Raw genomic sequence first — 25,701 nt, forward strand, 5'->3', positions numbered from 1 at the left:
TGCATGTGTTCAATGATGCAGTCTTAGATGTGGTTTTCACATGCCCCAATTAGCCATCCGTCATATCGCAATCCTATTTCAGCGAGGACGCGAGCAACATGCCGGAGCCGCCTCCCAATCCCGGGCCGGGATGGGTCGATGCGCCGATATGATAAAGACCGGGCACGTGGGTGCGGTGATTCACCGACGACTTGAATGGACGCCAGATGAAAAATTGATCGACGCCGCAGAAGCCACCATAGGGGTCGCCACCGACGAGGTTCATATTCATCGCTTCAAGGTCGGCTGGCGAATAGGTCTTGCGGGCGATGACCGTTTCGGCAAAGCCGTCTATGTGCTGGGCGAGGATACGCTCGATACGGTCGGCATATTGTTCGCGCAATTCGTCAGTCCAGCGCCCATCGCCGGGCGTGGTGAGTTCTCCTGCGGCATCGCCTTCGATGTGTCGCGGGGTTTCGGGCAATTGCAGCCAGAGGATCGCCTGACCTTCAGGTGCGCGGGAGGGGTCAAGCGCGGTCGGCTGACCGACACAAATGGTTGGCACCGCTGGCAACATGCCGCGATCACACTCATTGGCCGCGCGGGACACGCCGTTGAGGCCGGGCGTGAGATGCAATAACGCCACTTTCGACAGCTCCTCGCCGCCCTTCCAGCGTGGCGGAGACTTCAGTGCGTAGTGAACCTGCATGTTGCCTTTGCCATAGCGATAGGTTTGTAGCCCATCCGCAACGGCTGAGGGCAGCGGTTTGCCCGAGTTCTTCAGAAGGCGACCATAGAGCTGGCCGGGCGTGACAGAGGCAATGACGCCCTTGCTCGCCTGCAGAACCTCGCCACTGGCAAGCCGAACACCCGCGGCCTGGCCGTTGTGGTCTTCGACTATTGTCTCCACATCCGCGCCGGTGCGGATGGTGCCACCCTGGTCCGTGATGAGTTGCGCGAACGCCTTGACGAGATTGTCGGCGCCGCCTTTGACAATCGGGCAGCCAGCAAGTTCGATGGCAAAGCCGATGACCCGGAGCATTGCCGCAGAATAGGTGCTTTCCGGATTGAGGCCGCAATGGAGCACCCAGGGTGCAAAGAGCCCGCGCATCACGTCGGACCGATAGGTGGTTTCGAGATGATGGCGTCCGTTGACGAGCGCCTCGCCGAACCATGCAGCGAGATTGCGGGGGCCGCGCTTCCACGCCTCCTTCAGCATGGTCTTGAAGATGCCACCGGACCAGAGCGAGCCGCCAAGCAGCGAGAACATGAATGGCGCATCTGCACCCATCCGGTCCATCTCGCGGGCGAAGGCCATGCCGTCGCCGTCGGCCAGCGCGTCGAAGGCCGCGATATTGGCTTTGCGGTCTTTGGTGAGGATCGCATGTCTGCCGTCGGCCAGCACAACGCCCGTCGGCAGGTCGGTATGGGCGAATTCGAGACCGCGGGCCTCCAGATCCTTGCCAAGCGCGCCATAGGCGGGCGAGGTCAGGAACAACACCATAGTGGTTGCCATGACATCGTGGCGGAAGCCCGGTACAGTGATCTCTTCAGTACGCAGGCAGCCGCCGAGCTGGTCGTTGCGCTCGAGCAGCAGTACCTTTTTGCCTTTCTTGCCGAGCACGGCAGCGGCTACCAGTGCATTAATGCCGCTGCCGACCACGATATAGTCATGTGTCGCCATGTGTTGTCGCTCCCCTGAAAATGGCCGGTAGGCCCCGCCACGCTGGCCTTGTATCGATTACTTGGTCAACACTGCGAGTATCGATAGGCCTGTTCCCTGAAATCCAACATAGAATTCTGTGACATGGACTTCCCCTCATGCGCTTCTTGAAAAAGCTTGATATGAATTTCCTTGAAGCTTAAAAGAAACCATATGTGAATGCAACGAAATGCCTGCTCTCAAAGTTGAATTTTTCGACGTATCCGGTCTTCTCGAGTCTTCAGTATTCCCGGAGGCCTCTTGATTTCGACCTGAGACGTCAGAAGCTCTGCCGACATCGAGTTGCGCAATTATATGCATTTGAAAATAACGGGGGCAAAATGGGTGGACACGACAATGAGTTCGATGCTGTCGTCGTAGGTGCAGGGCATAACGGCCTTGCTGCGGCGGTGCACCTGGCGTCAAAAGGCTGGCGCGTTGCTGTTGTGGAGGCAGCGGCGTCTCCCGGCGGGGCGGTAAAGACCCTGGAGTTGACGGAGCCGGGCTTCCGTCATGACTGGGCTGCCATGAACTTGTCGATGTTCGCTGGATCGGCATTTCACGCAACCTACGCCGCAGACCTGGCTGCGCAAGGTCTCGAGTTCGTACCCGCTCAAAATTGTTTTGCCAGCGTCTTTCGCGACGGCACGCATCTCGGCGTGTCCAGCGACGTGACCGTAACGAATGCCAAGATTGCAGAACTGTCGCCTGTCGATGCTAAGGCGTGGGCGGAAATGCTGTCCGATTTCGAGCGCAATGCGCCGCATATTTTCGGCTTGCTTGGCTCGCCGATGCCGTCACTGGCCACAGCAAAGACGGTCTGGAAAGCCTACAGGGCGCTCGGCATGGATAATCTCTGGCGCATCGCGCAGCTTCTGCTGGCGACGCCACGTGATTTTCTTGACGCCAATTTCGAAAGTTCCAAACTCAAAACCATGATGGCGGCTTGGGGGCTGCATCTTGATTTCGCGCCTGACGTCGCAGGCGGAGCGCTGTTTCCCTATCTTGAGTCAATGGCCAACCAGGCGTTCGGCATGGTCATCGGCAAGGGGGGAGCCGATACGATCATTCGCGCGATGGTGGGGCTCCTGCAGAAGAACGGTGGACAGCTTATTCTTGGTCAACGGGTCGAAAAGATCAGCCTCGACAAGGCCGGAAGGGCAACGGGTGTGGTTCTGTCCGATGGACGCGCCTTGAATGCGAAACGGGCGGTGATTGCCAATCTCAATCCCAAAGTGCTGTTTGGCGGTGACATGCTGTCCCAATCAGCCATCCCGCAAAAGGTTCATAAGGCGACAAAAGCTTTTCGTGCCGGACCCGGCACCATGATGATCCATCTTGCCATGGACGAGCTGCCAAACTGGACTGCGGGCGCTGAGCTCAAGCGTTTCGCTTATGTCCATATTGCCCCGGACCTCGCCATGATGGCGCGCGTCTACTCGGAAGCTATGGATGGATTGCTGCCTGGAGAGCCAGCACTTGTCGTTGGTCAGCCAACGGCCGTCGATCCATCTCGTGCCCCGGAAGGCAAGCATGTTCTTTGGGTACAGGTGCGTGTCCTCCCAGCAGAGATCAAGGGTGATGCGATCAGTGAGATCGCCGGTAGGGATTGGAACAATGTGAAGGATGCCTATGCCGACAGGGTCATCGGAATCCTCGAGCGCTATGCGCCGGGGATTAACGGCATGATCCGCGCTCGCTCGGTCTTTTCGCCTGCAGACCTTGAACGTGAGAATGCCAATCTTATCGGTGGTGACAATCTGAGCGGATCACACCATCTCGACCAAAACTTCCTGTTCCGCCCCATTGCGGGTTATTCGCGCTACAAGACGCCCGTCCGGTCGCTGTATATGTGCGGTGCCTCCACCTGGCCCGGTGCCGGAACGGGTGCCGGCTCGGGCTTCATGCTTGCAAAGATGCTCGCCGGAAACTGATGCGTTTCTCATTATACCATTGAACCTATGCATCAATTATCCCTGATAAACTGCTCGACCGTGGTGGCCTTTCAATCACCGGGGGGAATAGTTCTATTTTCAGCCTGCCGACATGCCGATTATGCACTTAATAATCCGTGATTATGAGTGCCTAAACCGGGTGGTACCCGAAATGCATAAAGGGGAATTGGATCAAGATTTTTGTTACAACAAGTCGTTGGTCGCTATCACATTCTGGCTGATTAACTCAGCGACTGATCCGGACTCGCGGGAAAATTTCCATGGTCAGATAGTGCTCGTCGAAGCTCGATATATGAACGAGCGCCGAGCGGTTCAGAAATTCGACCTCATTGTTGCGGAATATCAGAAGATCGTCTTCGCGAAGTTCGCGCAGCATTCGGTTGATGTGGATTGGCGTCAGCCCCAGCGCATCGGCAAGTTCGCTCTGCGTCAGCGGGCAGAAAAAGCTGTTTTCATCGCCGGTTCCGTTGATCCGGGCCCTGTGGCCCAGTTCGAGCAGAAGGTGGGCAATGCGTACAAGCGCACTCCGACGGCCGATGCTGATGAGATGCTCAATCAGGATGGCTCGCTGCCGTGCCATCAGTTCCATAAATGTCATGGCGAGGCGGGGCGATTTGAGCAGGCTTTCGGTAAGATGGTCCAAAGAAATTTCTAGGACGGAAAGCTCCGTAACCGAGATCAGGGTATAGTAGTTGAAGCCGAGCCCCGTTCGAAAACCCAGGAAGTCGCCTTTCATCGGAAAATCGAGGATCTGGCGATCGCCTTCGGGGAGATCACGATAGATGCAACCCCAGCCGTTCTTTATGATATGAACCGAGTTGGCCCAGTCTCCCTGACTGCTCACCACCGTGTGCGGCGCGTAGGTTTTGGAGGAAATTGGCAGAACGGCGAGCGCGCCAAGATCGCTTTCATCGAAAACCGCACCAATGGGCGCGCTTTCCAGGAAATGGCGCAGCGTTCTTGCTTCGTCGGCATTTACCACCATAGAGCCTACCTGCCGTTTCGCCCAGCACAAGAGAAGATAAGTTTTAAGTCTGGCCCCCGCGATTCGTTTCCCCAGCTCATCCCCCAAGAGATTGGGCTTCAAAAGAGTTTCAGCGAGGGCAATTGTTTTGGCAAGGTAGTAATTTCTACCACTAATTGGGTATATATCTTAGCTTCGCCTAAACCATATTTTGCCGAACCCCTTAATCTAGGTTAATGACACTCAAAGAAATTTCGGGCAGTCTTTTTATCAAATTAAGAACAAAAACAAGAATTGCTTCCGGGGTTTTATCTAGATCTCATGAAGATAAATAAAACAGGCAACCGATGCGCTTCATTGATTGTGACGTGCAAGCAATGGGTTCATGCGCATAAGTCGGATTAGAGGGCGAGCAAATGAACATTTCTCCACAATTCAGTAGCAGGACGAGTGAATTAAAGAATAACGGCTTTGGGGCATCAAAAGACGCTTCCTTTAAACCTGAACAGCCGAGCGACAGTATGCTGCCGCTACTGGTCATCATAGACAACCGTGCGTTGGATCGCGAATGCCTCGCACATGGACTGACGAACCACAGCATCGAAATGGCGATTGCCACATTCAGCTCGTTCGAACAGTGGCAGCATCAACGTCGCGGCCGCACGGCGGGCGCGGTGCTTTTCAACATCGGCGGTCAGAAGGTTTCGGACCCGACTGTTGGCAATTATCTCAATCGCATCGTCACCGATTGCGCTCCGGCGCCTGTCATTCTTCTGGCTGACAAGGAGGAAATCTCACAGGTGCTCAAGGCGCTCGACCATGGCGTGAAGGGGTATATTCCAACATCCGTGAATGTGAATGTCTGTGTTGAAGCATTGCGTCTCGCCATGGCGGGAGGAACCTTTGTTCCGGCCAGCAGTGTGCTCGCTCTGCGTCATGCCACCGATCCGAATTCGCAGCGCCTGCAACCTCTGGGCGGCATGTTCACCCAGCGTCAGGCCGAAGTGGTCAATGCGCTGCGCCGGGGCAAGGCGAACAAGATCATCGCTTATGAACTGAAGCTGCGGGAAAGCACCGTGAAGGTTCATATCCGCAACATTATGAAGAAGCTGAAGGCGTCCAACCGCACCGAGGTGGCTTGTATCATCAACGAGCTGTTCCCATCGGAAACATCCTTTTCCGATTTGCAGTAGGGCGGAACGGAGATCAGCGCATGTCTCCCGAAAGCGGGAACCGATCTTGGGGTCCAGGCATGCGCAAAAGCGAATAGATAGAGCATTTTGAATGTTTTGGGAAAACTGGAAATGCTTTGGCGGGAGCCGCCGGCCGGCGGATTGAATTATTCCGTAAAGGAGAATTTTGGTGATTATCTCCGACGTTTCATCAGCAAACGGGCGGCAGCCGGTTGCTGACCTGCTCGACACTATAAAACGTAGAAGAATGATGCTGATCGTGCCGGTGCTTGCAGGCATTGGCGTCGGCTTCGCAGGCTATCTTACCGCGCCGGTCAGTTATGTTTCGGAGTCCGTGCTGGTGCTGGACATGCGGCGATTGCAGGCACTTCCGAATGAAAGCGCGATCACGCCATTGCCGCAGGACAGCCCGGTTCTGCGCTCTGAACTCGACATCATCAATTCACGCATGATGGCGCGCAAGGTCATCGACATCCTGCAAGCGGAAAACATTGTCGTGCCAACGGAATTCCGTTCGCGCACGGTATTGTCTTCCGCTCCCGATGCAGGTTCGCAGGCAAAAGGCGCACGCGATGTCGATCCTGCTATGCGGGAACGCCAGCAGATCGATCTTCTTCTTTCGCGGCTGCGGGTCACCAATGACGGACGCTCCTATACGATCTTCATCTCATACCGTGCTTCCGATCGGGTTTATGCGGCTCAGGTCGCCAACGCCTTTGCTACCGCCTATCTCGATCACCAGATCGACGTGCAACAATCGGCCACGCGGCGTATCAGCGAATGGCTTGGCGAGAAGCTGGTTACCTTGCGCAGCGATCTTGAAAGCGCTGAAAGAGCTGCGGAAGAGTTCCGACAGAAATCGAAGCTTGCCGGTGATCAGGGACAGATCAGCTTTCAGGCCCAGCGGGTGGCGGCACTGAATAACGAGATCGTTGCCGCGACGGGAGCGGTATCACTCGCGGAAGCGCGGTTGCGTACCGCAGAAGAACTGAAAAACAACGATGAGGCGCCTGCGCTGACTGAAGTTCTGGCTTCGCCCGCGATTCAGACCCTGCGCAGCGAAGCTGCACGTGTCGAGCGCCAGCTTGACGAGTTGCAGTCGAATGGGGCGCTGAAGAGCGCCGAAATTCCGGTGCTGAAGGCTGAACAGGAAGCGTTGAAACAGCAGATTTCGAACCAGGTCGGTGAAATCGTCAAGAGCCTCGGCAATGAGATCCAGATCGCGCACCAGCGGCGCAGCGGCCTGGAAAATGCGTTGAAGAGCGCGGAAGCCGACCTTGCCGAAGCCAATCAGGCACAAGTCAAGGCTGTGCAGCTCGATCGTGAGGCCAATGCCAGCCGCACGGTCTATGAAAGCTATCTGACGCGCTTCAAGCAGCTCATCGAACAGGACGGTATTGCCGCGCCCGAAGCTCAAATGATTTCTCCTGCTGAACCGGCAATGGCAAAGGCAAGTCCGAACCTCGCCAACTGGTTGTTGCTGGGGCTGGGGTTGGGCGGGCTGATTGCCCTTGCAGGCACCGTGCTGAAAGAAACCTTCGACAAGATCAGACCCGCGCAGACGGCATCTCTGGTGCTGCAGGGCATTCCGGCGGCAACACTGCTTCCGGTTCCGTCGCAGCTCACCGTGCCGCTCCTCGTCAATCGCGGCCTTGATCCGGCAAGCCCTTTCGGTCGCGCGATCAAATCCGTTCATGAGCGTCTGCGGGTGCTGACACGCGGTCGGGATTCACTTGCGCTTTCCATTGTCTCTTTGTTCGATGGAGAGGGAAAGACCTTGCTGATCACCGCGCTCGCGCAGCAGATCGCCGCGACCGGTGTAACGGTTGCGGTTATCGATGCGACGAACAAGCGGTCGGGCCTGTCTGAGGCCTTCGGGGTTCCGCAAAGTGATCACAGCGTTGTGTCCACCGGGCGTCCGCTTGCCGGCGCAACGCTCGTGCACGACCATGGTTCGGGGATCGATATCATCACACCCAACAGACAGATGCGCCAGGGGGACTGGCTGGCCGAACTGATTGCCCATTTGCGATCCGATCACAAGATCATCCTCGTGGACCTTCCGGCAGTCATGGAAGACAAGCGCTCGGTTCTCCTGTCACGGGCAACGGATACGGCGCTTCTCGTGGTGCAGTCTGACCGCCAGGACCAGAATGCGGCCAATGCGCTGATACAGACGATGGCATCTTTCGGACGCAAGCCCGCGCTTGCGGTGGTCAATCAGAATTCTTCTTCCTATCGCGGCTGGATAACGCTCTCCATCGCGCTTTGCGGGCTGGGCTTGCGGAAGGCACGACAGGGCATAGGCGCCATGTTCTCGCGGCGGCGCAAACCGGCTGCGGACGGCGCACAAGAGCAGGCTTAAAGGGGCACAGATCATGTCAAATAAAGCGATCAGCGGTCGTGGCAAATATCTTCGCGCAACAGTGCTTTCGGGGCTTCTGCTCTTTGGCGGAGGCTTCGGGGCGCTTGCGGATGGGCAACCCTATCGTGTTAGCGCCAATGATGTGCTTCAGGTAACCGTCTACGGACAACCGTCTCTCACAGGGCTCTATCCTGTCGATGTGGACGGCAATATTGGCTATCCGATCGTAGGTAACATTCCGGTAGACGGGCTGACCACCAATGAGATCAGCGAGAAGATTGCGGGATCACTATCCCAGCACATTCCGGGACTGACTGTCACCGCAACGATCAATCAGTATGCGCCGGTGTTTGTCGTCGGTGATGTGAAAGTACCGGGTAAATACCAGTTTCGGCCCGGCATGGTGGTGCTTGAACTCATGGCGCTGGGTGGCGGAGCGGGAAAAGCTGAATCTCCGGCCCTGACCGCTGGCATGCAGCTTATTTCCGCGCAGCAGGAATATGCGGATCTGCAGCTCCAGCTAACCGCCATGGCAATCCGGCGCGCGCGCTTCGAGGCAGAACTCAACGGCACGGAGTTCAACTACGCCCTGCCGGAGCAGGCAGCCGCGAACAAGGAAACGGTGGCCTTGACGCAAAAGATGCTGGAAGGTGAAAAGACTGTGTTCAACGTTCGCCGCAATAATCTTGCCGCCGAACGTAAGGCGCTTGAGGCGCAGGTAGCAAGCTATGGCGATGAGATTGAGACTCTGCAGCAGAGTATCAAACTGCACGATGCCGAAATCGGATTATTGCAGGAGAACGTGGATTCCAGCAAGTCGCTGGTGGATCGCGGCCTTGCGGCAAAATCCAATCTTCGCGACATGGAGCGCGATTTGTCGGCTACACGGCGTGCTGCGCTGGAGCTTGCTTCCTTTCTCGCGCGGGCAAGGCAGAACCAGCTCGCCATGCAGCAGCGTATCGCCAATCTGGACGAAATCCGTAAGAGCGAAGCGGCCACCACTTTGCAGGATATCGATCTCAACATCGCCCGCATGGAGCATCGTAGTAACTCACAACTCCAGAGTATGGCTGAGATCGCCAAGTCGTCCGGTAATATCTCGTCGTCGACCTTGCGCCAGAAACTGGTCTTGTCGATCAGCCGTAATGTCAACGGCAATTTCCAGGATATCACCGCCGATGAGCGCACAGAAATCAGGCCGGGCGACATCCTGCGCGTCGAACTGGATATGAGCAGGATCGGCGGCTCGCCCTCCTAGAGCATTTCCAGTTTAAATTGAAGCGTTGGAACTGCTCTAATTCTTTGTTCTTACGCATTGTCCTACGCAAAACCGTTTCGCACTTTTGCTGGAAATGCTTTAGGTCCAGGAAGGCGCTGTGTCTCCTCCTGCTTCGAGACAACGCTGCGCGTCTCCCCAGCTCGAGGGAAGCTGAGGAGACTTATCCCGGATTGAAAATGTCGAAGAGAAACGTCGCGCCTTAATCAGAAAAGCGGGTTTCGCTTTTCCGGGGGCATTTTTAAGCCGCGACAGGATCGGCGGTTTTCTCCAACCAATCACGATAGACTTCACGCAGGCCGTCCTCCAGACGAATTTGTGATTTCCAGCCGAGCGCCCGCATCCGCGATGTATCGAGGAGCTTGCGCGGGGTGCCGTCGGGTTTGCTGAGATCATGCTCGAAACGACCTTCATAACCGACAACCGCAGCGACGGTCAGTGCCAGCTCTTTGATCGAGATTTCGTCACCAGTCCCGATATTCATTGGCTCAGTGCCGTCGTAGAAGCGCAGCATGTGCAGGCAGGCATCGGCCAGGTCGTCCACATGGAGGAACTCCCGCAAGGGCTTGCCGCTGCCCCAAAGCGTGACATGGTCGATCCCTCGCACCTTGGCCTCGTGGATTCTTCGGATCAGTGCTGGCAGGACATGCGAGCTGTTGGGATCAAAATTGTCGTTTGGACCATAAAGGTTGGTCGGCATCGCCGTCATGAAATGATTGCCGTATTGGCATGCACAGGCCTCAGCATATTTCAGCCCTGCAATCTTGGCGATGGCATAAGCTTCGTTGGTCGCTTCCAGAGGCCCCGTCAACAAGGCTTCCTCTGTCAGAGGCTGGGCCGCGTCGCGCGGATAGATGCAGCTTGAGCCAAGCCACAGCAGGCGCTCGACGCCGTTCTGCTGCGCAGCGCGAATGATGTTCATGCCGATGGCGAGATTGTCATAGAGAAAATCCGCCGGATATTGCGAATTGGCCAGAATGCCGCCGACGCGGGCGGCAGCGATGATGATGACATCCGGCTTGCGGCCGCTGATGAAATTCTCCGTCGGTCCCTGCCGGGTCAGATCGAGAGCGCTATGCGCTGCGGTGATGATGTCGCAATTCGTGCCGTGCAGGCGACGCAGTATGGCCGAACCGACCATGCCCGTATGCCCAGCAATGAATACTTTCTTGCCGTCAAGCGAATAGACGGGGACAGGCGTGATTTCAGCCGTAGAAGTCATTGCGTCCAACCTCCCGCATGATGTTGCGCAAATCCCAGTCGACCATCTCGGTAACGAGATTGTCGAAGCCCGTCGTATGCCGCCAGCCGAGGCGATTTTTTGCCTTGGAAGCGTCGCCGAGAAGGAAGTCGACTTCGTTTGGACGGAAATAGCGCGGATCGATCTCGATCAGGCAATTGCCGGATTTGCGGTCGCGGCCAATCTCTTCCACGCCATCGCCATGCCATTCGATCTCCTTGTCGACAGCCTTGAAAGCGTGTTCGACAAATTCCCGCACCGTATGCGTTTCGCCGGTCGCCAGCACGTAATCGTCTGCAGTGTCTTCCTGCAGGATGCGCCACATACCCTCGACATAATCACGGGCATGGCCCCAGTCGCGGCGGGCATCGAGATTGCCGAGCCGCAGCTTGTCCTGAAGGCCGCGTTCGATTGCCGCGACGGCGCGGGTGATCTTGCGGGTGACGAAGGTTTCGCCGCGAAGCGGGCTTTCGTGATTGAACAGGATACCGTTGGAGGCATGGAAACCATAGGCGTCCCGGTAATTCACCGTCGTCCAGTATGCATAGAGCTTTGCCGTCGCGTAAGGACTGCGCGGAGCGAACGGCGTCTGTTCGTTCTGCGCTTGGGGTGAGCTGTTGCCAAAGAGTTCCGATGTGGAAGCCTGGTAGAAACGGCATGTCTTGCCGAGCCCCAGAATACGCATGGATTCGAGCAGCCGCAGCGTGCCGAGCGCGTCGGCGTTGGCTGTATATTCCGGCGTTTCGAAACTCACCTGCACATGGCTTTGGGCGCCGAGATTGTAAATCTCGTCGGGCCGCACTTCCTGAATGACACGACACAGATTGGTTGCATCCGTCAGGTCGCCGAAATGCAGGCGAAAACGAATGTCCTCCTCATGGGGGTCCTGATAGAGGTGATCGATGCGAGCCGTGTTGAACGAGGAAGACCGCCGTTTCAGACCATGCACGCGATAGCCTTTATTGAGCAGAAGCTCGCTTAGATAAGCGCCGTCCTGTCCGGTTACGCCGACGATGAGAGCCGTTTTCTCCTGCAAGGGTTTGCCTCCAACCAGAGTTCTGATGAAACCATGTTAGCGATTTCCTGCGCAGGCAGAACGGCTCCAAAACGGCAATCGCGGGCCGCAGCACCCCTCTTCGGATGAGGCTTGGAGTGCGTGCGGTATGGCCGGTTTCACCCAAAGAGGTAGGCGGTTCGCCCGCTGTCGGTGCAAGCCATGCCTTTGTGTTCCTTGCGCTATCTGTCGCGCAGTTGCGATGCTCGTTTCAACGGGATCAAGCAATAGGAAGCGAAATCATGCGTGTGGTGCTTGCCAATCGTTACTTCTACCCGGACCAGTCGGCCACCAGTCGGATGGTGACGAGCCTTGCCCATACGCTTGCGCGCGAGGGCATCGAAACGACAGTGCTCGCAAGCCGCAGCTATCACGACAAGCGAAAGGACGTCTTGCCTGCACGCGAGACTATCGACGGCATCGACGTGCATCGCATATGGACCTCGGGCTTCGGTCGCGGCAAGCTTGTTGGGCGCGCGGTCGACTATGCGACCTTCCATCTGTCGGCCGCGGCCTGGTTTGCTTCCAATGCCCGCAAGGATGATGTCTGTGTGGTCTGTACCGATCCACCGCTTCTGTCTGTTTCGGCGGCGCTGCCGATCCGCCTGCGCGGGGCGAAGCTGGTCAACTGGGTGATGGACCTTTTCCCTGAAACGGCGATTGAACTTGGACTCATCAAGTCCGACACCGTTTCCGGCAAGCTCGCCATGATCCTGCGCAACTGGTCGATGCGCCAGTCCGCGCTGACCATTTGTCCGATAGAACGCATGGCCCATTATCTTTCGACAAGGGACATACCGGCGGAAAGCATGAGCGTGGTTCACCACTGGGCTGACCGCAACGAAATCGTTCCGGTGGAACCGGGGCAAAATCCTCTGCGCCGTGCCTGGGGGCTCGGTCGGAAATTCGTCATCGGTTATTCGGGCAATTTCGGGCGTGCACATGAGTTCAAGACGGTTCTCGATGCTGCCGAACGGCTACGGCATATGAAAAGCATCGTCTTTCTGATGATAGGCGAGGGGCAGCAGCGGGGCTTCGTCGAAAGCGAAGTTAAACGACGGCGACTGACCAATGTGATGATGAAACCGTTCCAGCCCGTGGAAAAGCTTTCCGAAAGTCTTGGTGCGGCCAACGTTCACCTGGTTTCCCTGAAGCCGGAGCTGGAACATTGCATCGTGCCCAGCAAGTTCTATGGCGTGCTTGCCGCAGCCCGGCCGACCATCTTCATTGGCGATACACAGGGTGAAATCGGCACGATTGTCCGCGATTTTCAATGTGGCGTGGCGCTGAGGCCGGGCGATGTCGACGCGCTGGTCAATGCGATCCTTCATCTGCGTCATTCACCCGTGGGGCGCATGTCGATGGGCAATAATGCGCGCTACCTGATGGAAACGGCCTATTCGCGCGAATATGGTGCAGCCGTGTGGCAATCCGCCGTTTCGCGGCTTGAGGAAAAGGCCGCACCCGCAGCCATGCCGGTTCTCGATCGGCAATTCCAGCCGAGGGAACTGTGATGGACGGGTCGGTTGTCGTCAGCCAGTTGGGTGCGCGGCGGCACTATGCAGTCCCGCGTATTTTTGCGAGCAATCAAAAACTGGCGCATTTCTATACGGATATATGCGCTTTTCAGGGATGGCCGCGTTTTCTCAGCAATTTGCCTCCTACGGCACTGCCATCTTCTGTGCGGAGACTGGTTGGACGCAAGCCCCAGGGCATCCCGCTGGAACAGATGACGAGTTTCCCAGGGTTCGGATTGCATTCAGCAGTGCGCAGGCTAGCCAACCAGACCGGCCCGAAATCCACCGCCAATGCAATATGGGCGGGGGAGACATTTGGGCGGTTGGTGGCCGGAGGCGGATTTCATGGGGCAGGCGGGGTATATGCTTTCAGTGGTGAGGCTATGGAAGTGCTGTCGGCGGCACGAAAAATGGGTCTCTGGACGGCCGTCGATCAGGTGATTGCGCCGCGCACTATCGTCGAACAGCTTGGGTATGAAGAGGAATTGTTGAATCCGGGCTGGCAGTTGCCGGCGGAGAACGACGGGTATGCAGAGGCTTTTGCCGAGCGTGAACGATCCGAATGGCAGTTGGCCGATGTGGTCGTGTGCCCTTCGCCCTTTGTTGCCCATCACGTGATTGAAGAAGGTTGTGCACTGGAAAAGGTCGTCATGGTTCCGACGGGGGTCGACACGCGCTTTCAAATCGAGCGGAAAGCACGGGCTCCGGGTAAATTACGCGTGCTGACCGTGGGGGCAGTCGGATTGCGCAAAGGCTCGCCATATGTCGGCGAGGTTTCCCGCCAGTTGGCCGGGAAGGTAGAGTTCCGGATGGTCGGCCCGCTGGACTTGTTGCCAGAAGCACGGGCCAGACTTGCGGCGTCCGTCGAATTGACAGGCCCCATTCCGCGCAGTGAGATGCGCCAGCAATTTGAATGGGCCGATGTTTTTCTGCTGCCATCTTTGTGCGAGGGGTCGGCGATCTCCGTTTATGAAGCGCTGGCCGCAGGGCTACCGGTCATTTGCACCGAAAATACAGGCAGTGTCGTTCGCAACGGTGTCGATGGCTACATCGTGCCCATCCGTGATGTCAGGGAGACAACCGAAATCCTGCAGGAACTGGCAGGCAACCCGTTGATGTTGGAACGGATGGGGGAAAATGCGCGCGAACGCGCGGCTGACTTTACTTTAGCGCGTTATGGCGAACGGCTGGTATCAGCAATCTTTCAGGAAAAGCCGGTATGAACATCATCCACGTCATCGGTTCTTATGATCCGGCCAAAGGCGGCCCGCAGGCCGTGGTTGTGCGGTTGGCGGCGGCGCAGGCCTCGCTTGGTCATGACGTGACGATCGTCAGTTACAGCAATGACGAAATCAATCGGCGAGCCATAACCGCGACGGCGTCAATTCCCGGTTTCGAGATGGTGCGGACACTGCTTCTGCCCATGCCCGATACGGCTGAGATGCTGCTCGGCTATCGTGCTGCGCAGGCGATGCCCGGTCTGATCCGTAATGCGGATTTTGTGCATCTGCATGGCGTATGGGAGACGAACCTCCTGCGTGCATCCGTGTTATGCCGTAGCTATAGCGTGCCTTACTGCATATGCTGTTGCGGCATGCTCGATGTCTGGAGCATGCAGCAGAGCGCCTGGAAGAAAAAGTTTGCCCTGAAGCTCGGTTTCCGACGAATGCTTGACGGCGCGGTCTTTATTCATGCGCTGAACGGAGACGAGATCGACTTGATGCGGCCTCTTGGTCTGAAGCCGCCGTCGATGATTATCCCGAACGGTATTTTTCTCAGTGAAGTCGAGGGTGACGGGAAGATCGTCGTTCACGGTTTGCCGAAGCGGCGATATGTGCTGTTTCTGTCGCGGCTTCATTACAAGAAAGGGCTCGACATCCTTGCCGATGCCTTTCGTCGGGTTGCACCTTTGTTTCCGGACGTGGATCTGGTGGTCGCGGGCCCCGACGGTGGGGCCGAGGAAGAATTCCGCCAGCGTATTCGTCAATACGGACTTGATGCGCGGGTGCACATGACAGGCGGGCTCTACGGTCCGGCCAAGATCGCCGCTCTGAAGCAATCGGCATGCTTCTGCCTGCCGAGCCGTCAGGAAGGCTTCAGCGTTGCCATAACCGAGGCACTCGCCTGTGGTGTGCCGGTGGCTATTACCGATGCATGCCATTTCCCGGAAGTTGCCGAAGCCGGTGCGGGTGTGGTCTGTTCGCTCGATCCGATGGCCGTGGCTTCAGCGCTTGAACGGATTCTCGAAGACCCGGATCGTGCGAAACGAATGGGTATGGCCGGTGCCAAACTCGTACGGGATAATTATACCTGGCAGCGTATCGCACTTCAGACGATTGCAGCCTATCAGAGCTTTCAGCCACAAGAAACCGGCGCCGTTGCGAGCCGCAAGGCGCTCCGGTCCGTTCCCACTTCCTGATTGTTAGGGCTTTCGTCTTGGCCGCACCGGCTTTGCCGGATTGCCGGCATAGACCATCCATGGGTCCATATCGCGAAAACTGACCCCGCGGGCGCCGAGAACGGCGCCTTCGCCAATGCTTACTCCCGGTCCCACGAAGGCTTCAGCCGCAACCCAGCCATATGGCCCGATGTGAATAGGAGCCGCGGTAAGCGGAAAATCGGCCTGATCGATATTGTGCCCCGCTGTGCAAAGATGCGCGCGCTGCGAGACAATGGCGAAGGGCGCAAGCGTCACATGGGCAACGTTGTAGCAAAGCGCGCCCGGTCCGAGTGACGAATGCGCACCCATGGTCAGATTGCCCGGCCACCAGATGCGTGCGCTGCCGCGCACGATAGCTGTTCTGTGAACATTCGCGCCGAAGATGCGCAGCACCGCGCCGCGCCAGCGCCATAGGAAGGATGGCGTCCACGCCGCCAGCACGAGCCAGCTCGCCTGCCAGCACAGACGCTGGATGCGGTGTCCCAATGTGAAGGTCGCGCCGCCCTCAAGGGGGCGTGACGCGCTCATTCTGCCGGCAATGCCTTCTTGTTGGCAAGAATGGCCATTTTCTCTGGCGAGCGGCATCTCGCTGTCCGACGTCACGGTCATGATGGCCATCCTTTCTGAAGACTGGGGCCCCGGATCATCATGGAACCACTTTGTGACGGCGGAAGCGGGAGCTGGATTGATCGATTGCGGATGACGCAGAACGACAGAATGGGAATGAGGAATAATGACATGTGAATCCAGACCGGCACCACCCAATCCGTGTGGTGTGAAATGGAATGCATGGCCGGAACGATGGACAGCATGTAGACCAGTTGTCCCAGCATCTCGCCCGCCATCGCGGTTTCCCAAAGCCTGCGCATGGCCCAGGCAAGCAGCAGAAATTTCAGGGCGCCGAAATACCAGAATGACGAGAATGCATCGACCAGTCCCGTTTCTGTCGTGCCCGTCAGCGGATTATAATCCCGGCCGGGTTCGGGGACATCGAGATAGAGCGCTTCCTTGATATCACCACCCACGAGTTGCGCGGGAATAAATGTGAAGATGATACGGTTCCAGTGATACTTGCCGTAGTCGAACTCCAGCCGACGATCAATTTCATCAATACGTTGCACGGCATTGCGCATTTCCGGGCCGCCGCGCTCCAGGGTGCTGCGAAAATTGGCTGCATAGTCGATCTCCAGAATCTCATCGAGAACGAAGCTCGCATCCGTGCGCGTTACCTGACGATAATCTCCCATGCTGGTCATCAGAAAAGTGCCAGCCAGAATGCCGATTGCCATGACTGTCCGAGGTATGACAATGCGTCGGTAGAACCAGAGGGGCAGAAGGAACATGAGGACAAGCTGGATGGCCTCTGCGCGCTTTCCGGTAACGAGAATACGGTCGAAATAGAAGACCAGGTCGAACAGGATGACTGCCAGCGCAAACCATGAGGGCCGACGCACAAAGCAAAGCACTGCAATGGCCAGACCATAGGGCATGAGCTGCGCGAAGAAGAGATAGACGACTGGCATACCGGTCATCTGCATGCCGATGGAAACATCACCGGGCAGGCGGCTCAAGAGAAAATAGAACACGGCACCGAAAGCCGACAGGCCGGCTGCGGCCCATATCAGCCTGCGCTCGCTGAAGCTCACGCTGAGAAATCCGATCGGCCTTTTCGCCATGCGCCAACCGAGCGCCAGCATTGCAAACGACAGAATGCCCATGATCATCGTCTTGGCATAGGCGCCGGAAGGCAGAAACTGATCGTATACGAGGGCGGGCAATTGCGGCAGCAGGAAACCGAAGGTCATCACGCCAGCAAGGAACGGAAACTGATACATTCGTTCTGGACGAAAGAAGAGGCCGCCAGCCAGAAAGCAGAGGACGAAGCCTGTGAAAATCCAGGTGAGCGAAAGATTCATTGGGTAATTCCCGCTGCGGCGCATACATCTGAAAGATCGGGCGCCGGTTCGCTCGTGGATAGATCGTGCGGGAAGATGCGGCCTGAAAGCAGATACCAGCCGAGCTTTACATATTCTTTGGCGACCAGCTCCATATCTGCCTGTGTCGCCGGAAAACCGGGACGACCGTCATCGCCGCCGATGGGAGACGAGATGAAGCGCATCTGCGGGCAGGCGGCGCGGAAGCTCGCTATGGCGCGGCGCGAATGATACCAGTTGGTCACAATCAGGGCGCTTCTGGCCTTTATTTCGCGCAGGACGGGTGCTGAAAATCGGGCATTCTGCCATGTGCTGCCTGACTGACACTCCACGAAAATCGCCGACGGCTTCACGCCTTTACGTATCATGATCCGCTTGTTGAAGAGGCAATCACCGTCGCCGGTGACGAGGATCACGGGCGAGCGGCCTTCCTTCCAGAGGCGGGCAGCTTGTGCGGCGCGGGGTGGGCCGTCCCCACCGGGGACGACGATCACATCCGCTCTGCCGCCATCATCCTGCAAGGTCAAAACCGGCTCCGAGAAGAACATAGCGGCAATCCCGAACAGAACGGCACACGGCAGAATGATGAACATCATCATGTCAAACGCCGTTCTGGTGCTTCGGCTTCCAGAGAACGCCTGGCGGACGGGGAGTTTCCGTGGAGCGCGGACTGACGCTGGCGTTGTTCTTCCGTCTTGACGATAATCATAAATTCGTAAGCCGAAAGCAGACGGCAATAGAGATAACCCGGCTTGCCGTCGAGAAAGCCGCCGCGCAGCAGATACATATAGAGGAAGCGCAAGCCCGGCCTGAACGGCATGTGATAGGAGAGCGATTTCAATGCGCGCCGCCGCCGTTCCGGAACCGTCGAGAGAATGCCGCCCCAGTCGATCTTGCGTTCGAGCAGGCGCGAGGCGGATAGGTCAGCCTCTGCGGAAGAATAGCGGTTGTGCTTGTCGTACCAGGCCTCGAGGCCCTTGTTGAAGCTGTAATGGATGAAATGGGCCTGCAAGGCGCCTTCCGGCCCGCCGCTGGCGCGTGAATGCACGGAGCGTTCAAACCGTACCCGGTCGGGTCTTACCAGTCGGGTAATCCAGGTTGGGTAGAGGCTTGCATGGCGGATCCACCGCCCCATGAACATGTTCTTGTAACGCGCCTTGAAGAAGACTTCAGGCCGTTTGGGGTCGGAGGCGATTGCCAGCATCTCATCGCGCAGGTCCGGCGGTGTGATCTCGTCGGCATCCGGGGTGTAAACCCAGTCATGCTTGAACTTGATTTCCGTGATGCCATACATGCGCTGACGGTCTTCTGTGTCGTAGGCACGCTGGAAAACGCGAGCGCCTGCCGCCTTTGCGATTTCGACCGTGCGGTCGCTGCTGTAGGAATCGAGGATGACGATATCGTCGCACCAATCCAGCGAAGCCAGGCAGGCAGGCAGGTTGACCTCTTCGTTCAGCGTCATGATGAGTACGGAAACGTTCATGAAGTTGCCCCGGGATAAGTGATGTTCGGTTTGGTGTTCGAATTGCCCTCAGCCATCGAAGCCGCAACGGCCTGACGCGGACCTCTGGTCATGCGCAGTACGAAAAACGTGTGCATTGCGGCCGGGATCGCCAGCGCGAGAAGCATCGGCCAGACCGGTATGTCGAGCCGGATGGCGATATAGGCGATGGCCCCGGCCATGAGGTTGAGCGCCATAATCGCTACGGCTGTTTGTCCGCAGGAAAGTCCCGCATCCATAAGCAGATGATGCAGATGCTGTCTGTCCGGTGAAAACGGGCTTCTGCGTACAGACATACGACGCACGATCAGGCTCAGCGTATCGATGACGGGAACGATGACGATCCAGATCAGGATGGGGAAGGCGACAGCGGCGTGTCCGCTCGCAAGAATGAGGATAAAACCCGCAAGGGCCGCACCGAGAAATGTGCTGCCGCCGTCACCAAGGAAGAGGCTTGCCTTTGCACGCCATCGATGCCGCATGTTGAAGACGAGAAAGCCGAGACATGCGGCTGCAAGGGCAAGCGCCTGCAACCCGATGCGATGCTCGCCAACACCGAAACCGATGACGGCCAGCCAGAAGAAGGCGGCAGCACTTGCCGAGCCCGCCAGTCCATCAACGCCGTCACTCATATTGACCGCGTTGACGAGGCCGACAATGAAGGCAAGCGCGATAATCAGGAAAAGCGGCCCGGTCAGAACCTGCATCAACATTTCCGGGGCGGGCATCACAGACGGCTCGATGCCTTCGGGTGCAAGTCCGAGATAAATCTGCCGGACGCCAGCAATGCCTATTATCAGGAGGGCTGCAAGCAACTGGATTGCGAGGCGCGGTGCGACGGGCAGGTTGAAACGGTCGTCGAGAACGCCGGTGACGAGGATAAGCACAAGGCCCGGTACGAGGGTCATGGCATTCGCATGGCCTGAAATGCCGAGCGTTAGAAACGCGGCTACGGAAAACGAGAGAAAAATGGCGATGCCGCCGCAAAGGGGCACGTTTCCATCGTGTCTCTTGCGGGCATCCGGGATGTCGATGAGATACCATTCGCGTGCCAGCCCGCGAAAACCGAGGCAGAAAGCAACGGAAAGAGCGAAGGCCAGAAGCGTTATCCAGGAAAGACTCGTCATGTCTCCTCCAAGGCGCGTTCACAAAGATCAAACTCTGGAAATTTTTACGCACTGACGCTGCTGTCCACGACTTGGCTTTAGAGCGTGCCGCATACTCCTTTCAGGTCAGGTGCTAACACCAAGGGCGACATTTCGTGCCGGTGACAAAGGACTATTCTGTACGCGGTCTGGAAAATTGCGCCTGCGGACGCTTTTGCCCGTGCTGCTGTAATTGGGGGACGAAATGGTGATGCGGAAGACGCTGACCGTGCCAGAGAATACGCGTTGGAGCGGATCATGAATGGCAGTCGCAGAGGGTTTCTCATGGCGGCGCTTGAGCAGTATGCAGGACTGCTCTTCAACTTTGTGACTGTCGCTGCTGTATCTCGTATTCTGGGGCCAGCCGAAACCGGAATGGGCGTAATCGGCTTGAGCCTTACGGCAATAGTGTTCTCGCTGCGCGAATTCGCCAGTCCCGAGTTCCTGATAAAGATCGACAAGGTGCGCGATCAGGACGTCCAGACTTCCCTTACGTTTCTGATGGGTGTGACGGTTCTGCTATCGTTGATCCTCTATTGTACACTGGGGTATTTCGCCGAGTCTTATAATGATCCGAAACTGAAGCTGTTTCTTAGCATCACGATTGTCGCAGCATTGGTCGAAAGCCTCTCCTTGCCGGTGGTCGCGTTGCTGCGGCGTGAAATGGCCTTTGGAACATTGGCGCGCATCCGCACTGCAGGATCCGGTTTGGGTGCACTGGTAACCATTGCCATGGCCTTCTTTGGTTTCGGGCATATGTGTTTTGCCTTCGGGCTGCTGGCAAGCGCGCTGATGACAACGGGGCTGGCTGTCGCGATCCATCCTTTAGGAAGTCTGTTGCGTCCATCACTGGCCAGTTTCGACACGGCCTGGAGGTTCGGGATTTATCTTGGCGGCAATGCCGGGCTGAACAAGATCTGCATGACGCTTCCGCAACTGCTGCTCGGGCGCTTCATGCCCATATCGGCAGTCGGAATCTACAACCGGGCCGATACGCTGAGCGGTTTGCCCGATCGCATCATCCTCTCTGCTGTTTTTACTGTCGCATTCCCGATGCTGTCGGCGCAGGTTCGCTCCGGCGCGGACATCAGCCAGTCCTATATCCGCGCTTTGTCCTATATTACAGTCGCTTACTGGCCAGCACAGGCACTGCTCGCGCTGCTTGCATATCCGGCGGTGCACATCATTCTTGGTCCGGGCTGGTCCGAAGCGGCACCGATCGTAGCGATCCTGAGCCTTGCTTGTCTTTTCTGGTTCCCGGCAATCCTGACCTATCCCTTGCTGATGGCATTGGGTGCCAACCGTGAGGCTTTCCTGTCCAATTTGATCTCGCGATTGATTGCGCTCACCGTTATCAGTACCGCTGCATTTTATGGTCTGCTTGCCGTTGCACTTGGTCAGTTCATCAGCCTGCCGATACAGATGGTCATAGCCATCGTATTCGTGCGCAGGCATGTAGCCTTCTCCTACGCCGTGCTTGGACGGGCGTTGCTGAAGAGCGGACTGGTTACCCTGTTTACGCTGGCCATACCGCTGGCAATGGTTGCGGTTAATGGTTTCTCGCTGGAAATTCCTTGGACCACGGGCGTTTCGATGGGCTTCATCGCGGCGTTCAGTTGGCTGGGCGCGGTGTTCCTGGTGCGGCATCCCTTCGCCGCTGAGCTCACACCGGTGCTGGGCTGGATTTTCGGAAAGCTCTGGGTGCGGCGTGTGCACTCGTCGGCCTCGACCCCCGCAGAATAGGATGGCTTGTCATGGACAAATGCAAACTGGAACAGCCGACCATCGACGTTGTCATTCCCAATTTCAATTACGGTCGCTATCTTTCCGCCTGTACCAACAGCGTATTGCTGCAATCGGGTGTCAATATCCGTCTACTCATCATCGACAATGCCTCTACCGACAACAGTGTTGAGGTAGCAAAGGGGCTTGCGGCCAGCGATAGCCGTGTCGAGTTGCTGCTCCGTCCGAAAAATCTGGGGCCACATGCTTCGTTCAACGAGGGCATAGACTGGGCTGCATCCGAATATTTCCTGATCCTGTGTTCGGATGATTTATTGGCGCACGGTGCTTTGGAGAGGGCAACAGGCGTGCTGTCGCAATATGCGGACGTTCATCTCGCGCATGGTGCGACGGGCCGGATAAAAGCCGAAGACAGCGAGCCAAGCCCAAACCTGACCGCTGCCGCGCCCGCATCGGGCGATTGGAGGAGATGGTCTGGGGAGGAGTTCATAGAATTTGCCTGCCGACATGCGTTCAACCCCATTACGGGCCCGACAGCAGTCGTAAGAACCGCGATCCAGAAAGAGGTGGGTTATTACCGCACGTCGCTTTCTCATACGGACGATCTGGAAATGTGGCTGCGCATTGCCACGCGCGGTTCTATTGCCTCAACCAGCCAGACCCAGGCTTTTGCGCGTTCGCACTCCCAGAACCAATCGGCGACGGTGAATGGTATTCTGTCCTGGAATCGGGAATTCGAAGCTGGCTTTCGGTCTTTTTTCGATCATGAGGGCGCTTGCCTGCCGCAGCAGCATCGGTTGTTTGCAATGGTTCAGGACTGCCTGACGAAGCGCGCCTATTGGTCTGCGATCTCCAATCTGGCACGGCGGCCGAAGGTGGCCGGTTCGCTGATGGCGTTCGCGCTGAAGCGGGAGCCATTGCTGGCAGTCATGCCGCCCTTCGATTATCTGTTGAAACGATCCGTCTGGCGAACCGCACGCGGTGGCTGAATTGCGGGTTCAGCCGCTCTCCGGCCAGTTTCGAGAAAAGTGGCGAGGAGAATTTCTTCCTGCCTCGCCAGCCGGTTGTGATAACGTTCCACTCCGGCCTCCACTTTTCCGATCAATGTTGCGCGTTGCTCGAAAGCAAGGTCGACCTGGGAGAGGATGGTTGCGGGATCGAAGCTTTCGATCTGGTGGCAGAATGCTTCAAGCCCGGTATCGAGCAACAATGCATCGTTCTTGCTTGCATAAGCCAACGAGATTGTTGGGCGTTTCATAGCCAGAGCGCAGACGACGTTATGGTAGCGACTGGCGATAACGACATCCGTCCTGGCGATCTGCTGCATGAGCTCATGCAGGGATGCGATCGGTTCAAACACGACATTATCCGCTTCCGCCGGGGAAAGCCGCTCCAGTATATCGCGTGCCGCCTCTATATCGCCCTTACCACCGATCAGCAGACGGACTTGGCGGCCATCAGCCGACAGTCTTTTTACCAGCGTCGTCATCTTGGCGCGGTATTCACCGTAGATGGCATCACCGTCCTTCTCATCCTTTCTCCATCCGCGATAGATCATCACGCCGATACCCACGCATTGATCCGAGCTGACCCGGTGTTCATCCGGAACCGTTGGTAGAGCAAAGGCGATGTCTGCGCTGACGAAATCCTGAGCAGGGTTTACGTCCAGATGTTTCATAAAATCATGGGAAACCTGATCTCGATAGGAACGGAAAGCCGCCAGCACGGAAGCCCAACGAATGAAGACCCGGCTCAATGGATGTGCGACTGGTCCGGCACCGATCGACACAAAAATCAGACGCGTGCTGGCAATTTTTGCCGCCAGGGACCATCGTAACATTGCGAAGGGCCAGCCGAATGGGTTCTCGTTGAAATCATCCAGTATACCGGTGCCCGGCACAACAATGAGATCCAGTTGAGACGCAAGCAGAAGCGCACAGAAAAAGCCGACTATTCGGCGGGGAAAATGCAACAGCGCCTTGTTGATTATCCTGAGTAGCCAGTTTGACGGATCAGGCTGGGCGACGGGCTGGGCCGGAACATCGAAGGTCTGTGTGACGACGTCTGGCTTGGAGCAGATGCAAACGAGTTCAGCATCGGGACATCTGCGCTGCAAGAGTTGCAGCATAGCTTCCAGCGAACCGTCATTACCGGTGTTGCCGGAACCAAACTGCCCGAGAAGACCTATTCTCATATACGTTCCTCCCATTAGAGCGACAGGCTAATGCCCGACGCCTCGTCAGGAAAACTGGCAGAAGGGTGAACACCATCCTCTATTGTAGGAGGGGGTGTACCCCTCATAGCCGAAATGCGCGTCATCGCAATTTCGATACACTGGCCAGCGGTATATCCATTGCCCCCCGATATACCGGAGTAAGGCTTCGAGGGAGTTGTTCCCTCGAAGTCTTGTCTCCCTTGAAACGTCCCTGTGGTAACAAGGTTCTGGCGATGAAATGTGCTTACTTTGTCCGTCCCCACATCGGCGGGACTTATTCGGTTTTCACACGCCTGCGCTCTTCGCTCGGCCAGTCGGGTATAGAGCTTCGCTGGCTTGCCGCGGGCGCAGCCGGCGATACCATCAGCGTGCCGACGGGGCAGGGGCTCGAGGATGCGCTTCGCAAGGGCGATGCCATCGACCGCATGGGCGTGTTGGATGAAGAAACGCGCGCCAGGCATATGATCAGCTTTCTGCGGGAAAACCGTTTCGATGCCGTTTTTGTCAACGTACTCTCGAACCGTTTTGAAACCAATCTGGTACGCTATCTGCCAGCCGATATTCTACGCGTCATGATCGTGCATAACATCACGCCCGGCACCTATGCGGCGGCAAGAGCGATCCGCGATCATGTGCATGCGACCGTCGGTGTTTCGAAACGCTGCCGCGACGATCTGGTGCGTCAGCACGGTTTCGATGCGGCGCGCACGCTGGTCATTCCGCATGGGCTGAACCGGGACATTCATCTGTCGCGCAATGTTGCACGGCAGGATGAGCGCAGCCCGCTAAGGCTGCTTTACCTGGGACGGATGGAAGATAATTCGAAGGGCATTTTCTGGTTGCCGAACATCCTGCACGGGCTCGATTGCAATTATCACCTGACCGTTGCCGGAAATGGTCCCGATCTGGAAGCGTTGCGCCATCGCCTTGCGCCCTTCGGCGACAAAGTCAGTTTTACCGGCTGGGTAGCTCCTTCCGATGTGCCCTGGCTGGTGAGCCAGCATGACGTCATGGTCATGCCGTCGCGCTTTGAAGGGTTCGGCCTGACGCTCATCGAGGCGATGAGCCAGGGGTGCCCGGCCGTTGTGTCGAAGATCGCCGGTGTGACTGATACTATCGTCACCGATGGCGAAGATGGGCTTCTGTTCCCCGTGGGTGATTTCCGTCAGGCGGCCCGCCACATCAACAGGCTTGCCCATGACCGCGAACTGCTGGCGGGCATGGCAGGCGCCGCTCAGCGGAAAGTTGAAACGGCTTTTGATAATGATATTGCCGGGCGCGCTTATGCGGGCCTTCTCGAACATCTGGCCGAGGATCGCCCCGTCATTGCAGCGCCGCTGGCGCTTTCGCAATGGGCGATGCCGAACGCACTTCATTCCAGTCTGCGCAGCCGCCTGCCGAAGCCGGTGAAGAACTGGCTGCGCCAAGTGCGCGAGCGTCTGCATACAAAATGGTCGGCAGCATGAACCGTGAATAAC

20 protein-coding genes are annotated in these 25,701 nt (G+C 57.2%); 10 read left to right on the forward strand and 10 right to left on the reverse strand.

Going from position 1 to position 25,701, the window contains the following annotated elements; all coding sequences use genetic code 11:
- Positions 1–73: 73 nt before the first annotated feature.
- The gene (locus FIB18_RS12960; protein WP_140021113.1) at positions 74–1,663 is read right to left on the reverse strand and encodes a phytoene desaturase family protein; all 1,590 of its coding nucleotides are present in this window, start codon (positions 1,661–1,663) and stop codon (positions 74–76) included.
- A 359-nt stretch (positions 1,664–2,022) separates the two neighbouring features.
- Here FIB18_RS12960 and FIB18_RS12965 point away from each other — a divergent pair, with 359 nt between their 5' ends.
- Positions 2,023–3,615, forward strand: a complete 1,593-nt coding sequence (locus FIB18_RS12965) for a phytoene desaturase family protein (RefSeq protein WP_140021114.1) — start codon at positions 2,023–2,025, stop codon at positions 3,613–3,615.
- Positions 3,616–3,862: 247 nt separating this feature from the next.
- Here the strand turns inward: FIB18_RS12965 and FIB18_RS12970 are convergent, their stop codons facing one another.
- A complete protein-coding gene (locus FIB18_RS12970) occupies positions 3,863–4,621 on the reverse strand; it encodes a Crp/Fnr family transcriptional regulator (protein WP_140021115.1) in 759 nt (252 codons plus the stop codon).
- Positions 4,622–5,016: 395 nt separating this feature from the next.
- Here FIB18_RS12970 and FIB18_RS12975 point away from each other — a divergent pair, with 395 nt between their 5' ends.
- The 3 genes from FIB18_RS12975 (at position 5,017) to FIB18_RS12985 (ending at position 9,416) form a co-directional block, all read left to right on the forward strand.
- On the forward strand, positions 5,017–5,793 hold the full coding sequence (locus FIB18_RS12975) for a response regulator transcription factor (RefSeq protein WP_105544595.1): 777 nt from the start codon (positions 5,017–5,019) through the stop codon (positions 5,791–5,793).
- Between the two features lie 169 nt (positions 5,794–5,962).
- Complete coding sequence (locus FIB18_RS12980; RefSeq protein WP_140021116.1) at positions 5,963–8,158, forward strand: GumC family protein; 2,196 nt, start codon at positions 5,963–5,965, stop codon at positions 8,156–8,158.
- Positions 8,159–8,171: 13 nt separating this feature from the next.
- Positions 8,172–9,416, forward strand: coding sequence for a polysaccharide biosynthesis/export family protein (locus FIB18_RS12985; RefSeq protein ID WP_140021117.1), 1,245 nt, complete (start codon positions 8,172–8,174; stop codon positions 9,414–9,416).
- 259 nt (positions 9,417–9,675) lie between these two features.
- Here FIB18_RS12985 and FIB18_RS12990 read toward each other — a convergent pair whose 3' ends face one another.
- Positions 9,676–10,656 (reverse strand): GDP-L-fucose synthase family protein, encoded by a 981-nt coding sequence (locus FIB18_RS12990; protein ID WP_140021118.1) that lies wholly within the window; start codon positions 10,654–10,656, stop codon positions 9,676–9,678.
- Positions 10,640–11,710, reverse strand: coding sequence for a GDP-mannose 4,6-dehydratase (gene gmd / locus FIB18_RS12995; protein WP_140021119.1), 1,071 nt, complete (start codon positions 11,708–11,710; stop codon positions 10,640–10,642). Before gmd ends, FIB18_RS12990 begins: the two co-directional genes overlap by 17 nt.
- Positions 11,711–11,970: 260 nt before the next feature.
- Here gmd and FIB18_RS13005 point away from each other — a divergent pair, with 260 nt between their 5' ends.
- From FIB18_RS13005 to FIB18_RS13015, 3 genes are read left to right on the forward strand one after another with little or no spacing between them, the layout of a single operon-like run.
- Positions 11,971–13,242 (forward strand): glycosyltransferase family 4 protein, encoded by a 1,272-nt coding sequence (locus tag FIB18_RS13005; protein ID WP_140021120.1) that lies wholly within the window; start codon positions 11,971–11,973, stop codon positions 13,240–13,242.
- Positions 13,242–14,468, forward strand: coding sequence for a glycosyltransferase family 4 protein (locus FIB18_RS13010; protein ID WP_140021121.1), 1,227 nt, complete (start codon positions 13,242–13,244; stop codon positions 14,466–14,468). The genes FIB18_RS13005 and FIB18_RS13010 overlap by 1 nt, the downstream gene beginning before the upstream one ends.
- On the forward strand, positions 14,465–15,664 hold the full coding sequence (locus tag FIB18_RS13015; protein WP_140021122.1) for a glycosyltransferase: 1,200 nt from the start codon (positions 14,465–14,467) through the stop codon (positions 15,662–15,664). The genes FIB18_RS13010 and FIB18_RS13015 overlap by 4 nt, the downstream gene beginning before the upstream one ends.
- Positions 15,665–15,667: 3 nt before the next feature.
- On the opposite strand, the gene FIB18_RS13020 is transcribed toward FIB18_RS13015, so the two are convergent.
- The 5 genes from FIB18_RS13020 to FIB18_RS13040 are packed head-to-tail and all read right to left on the reverse strand — an operon-like array spanning position 15,668 to position 20,247.
- A complete protein-coding gene (locus FIB18_RS13020) occupies positions 15,668–16,270 on the reverse strand; it encodes a putative colanic acid biosynthesis acetyltransferase (protein WP_140021240.1) in 603 nt (200 codons plus the stop codon).
- 20 nt (positions 16,271–16,290) lie between these two features.
- Positions 16,291–17,601, reverse strand: a complete 1,311-nt coding sequence (locus FIB18_RS13025; RefSeq protein ID WP_140021123.1) for a hypothetical protein — start codon at positions 17,599–17,601, stop codon at positions 16,291–16,293.
- Positions 17,598–18,215, reverse strand: a complete 618-nt coding sequence (locus FIB18_RS13030; RefSeq protein ID WP_407921859.1) for a YdcF family protein — start codon at positions 18,213–18,215, stop codon at positions 17,598–17,600. Before FIB18_RS13030 ends, FIB18_RS13025 begins: the two co-directional genes overlap by 4 nt.
- On the reverse strand, positions 18,215–19,102 hold the full coding sequence (locus tag FIB18_RS13035) for a glycosyltransferase family 2 protein (RefSeq protein WP_140021125.1): 888 nt from the start codon (positions 19,100–19,102) through the stop codon (positions 18,215–18,217). The genes FIB18_RS13030 and FIB18_RS13035 overlap by 1 nt, the downstream gene beginning before the upstream one ends.
- Complete coding sequence (locus FIB18_RS13040) at positions 19,099–20,247, reverse strand: MraY family glycosyltransferase (protein ID WP_140021126.1); 1,149 nt, start codon at positions 20,245–20,247, stop codon at positions 19,099–19,101. Before FIB18_RS13040 ends, FIB18_RS13035 begins: the two co-directional genes overlap by 4 nt.
- A gap of 276 nt (positions 20,248–20,523) precedes the next feature.
- On the opposite strand from FIB18_RS13040, the gene FIB18_RS13045 reads away from it, so the two are divergent.
- On the forward strand, positions 20,524–22,008 hold the full coding sequence (locus FIB18_RS13045) for an oligosaccharide flippase family protein (RefSeq protein WP_140021127.1): 1,485 nt from the start codon (positions 20,524–20,526) through the stop codon (positions 22,006–22,008).
- An 11-nt stretch (positions 22,009–22,019) separates the two neighbouring features.
- Complete coding sequence (locus tag FIB18_RS13050) at positions 22,020–22,997, forward strand: glycosyltransferase family 2 protein (RefSeq protein WP_140021128.1); 978 nt, start codon at positions 22,020–22,022, stop codon at positions 22,995–22,997.
- Here FIB18_RS13050 and FIB18_RS13055 read toward each other — a convergent pair.
- The gene (locus FIB18_RS13055) at positions 22,952–24,202 is read right to left on the reverse strand and encodes a polysaccharide pyruvyl transferase family protein (protein ID WP_140021129.1); all 1,251 of its coding nucleotides are present in this window, start codon (positions 24,200–24,202) and stop codon (positions 22,952–22,954) included. The two genes, FIB18_RS13050 and FIB18_RS13055, sit on opposite strands and share 46 nt — an antisense overlap.
- 254 nt (positions 24,203–24,456) lie before the next feature.
- On the opposite strand from FIB18_RS13055, the gene FIB18_RS13060 reads away from it, so the two are divergent.
- Entirely contained in the window at positions 24,457–25,689 is a 1,233-nt protein-coding gene (locus tag FIB18_RS13060) for a glycosyltransferase family 4 protein (protein WP_140021241.1), read from the forward strand.
- Positions 25,690–25,701 lie beyond the last annotated feature (12 nt).

This window comes from Brucella pecoris, from assembly GCF_006376675.1.
GTDB lineage: Bacteria > Pseudomonadota > Alphaproteobacteria > Rhizobiales > Rhizobiaceae > Brucella > Brucella pecoris.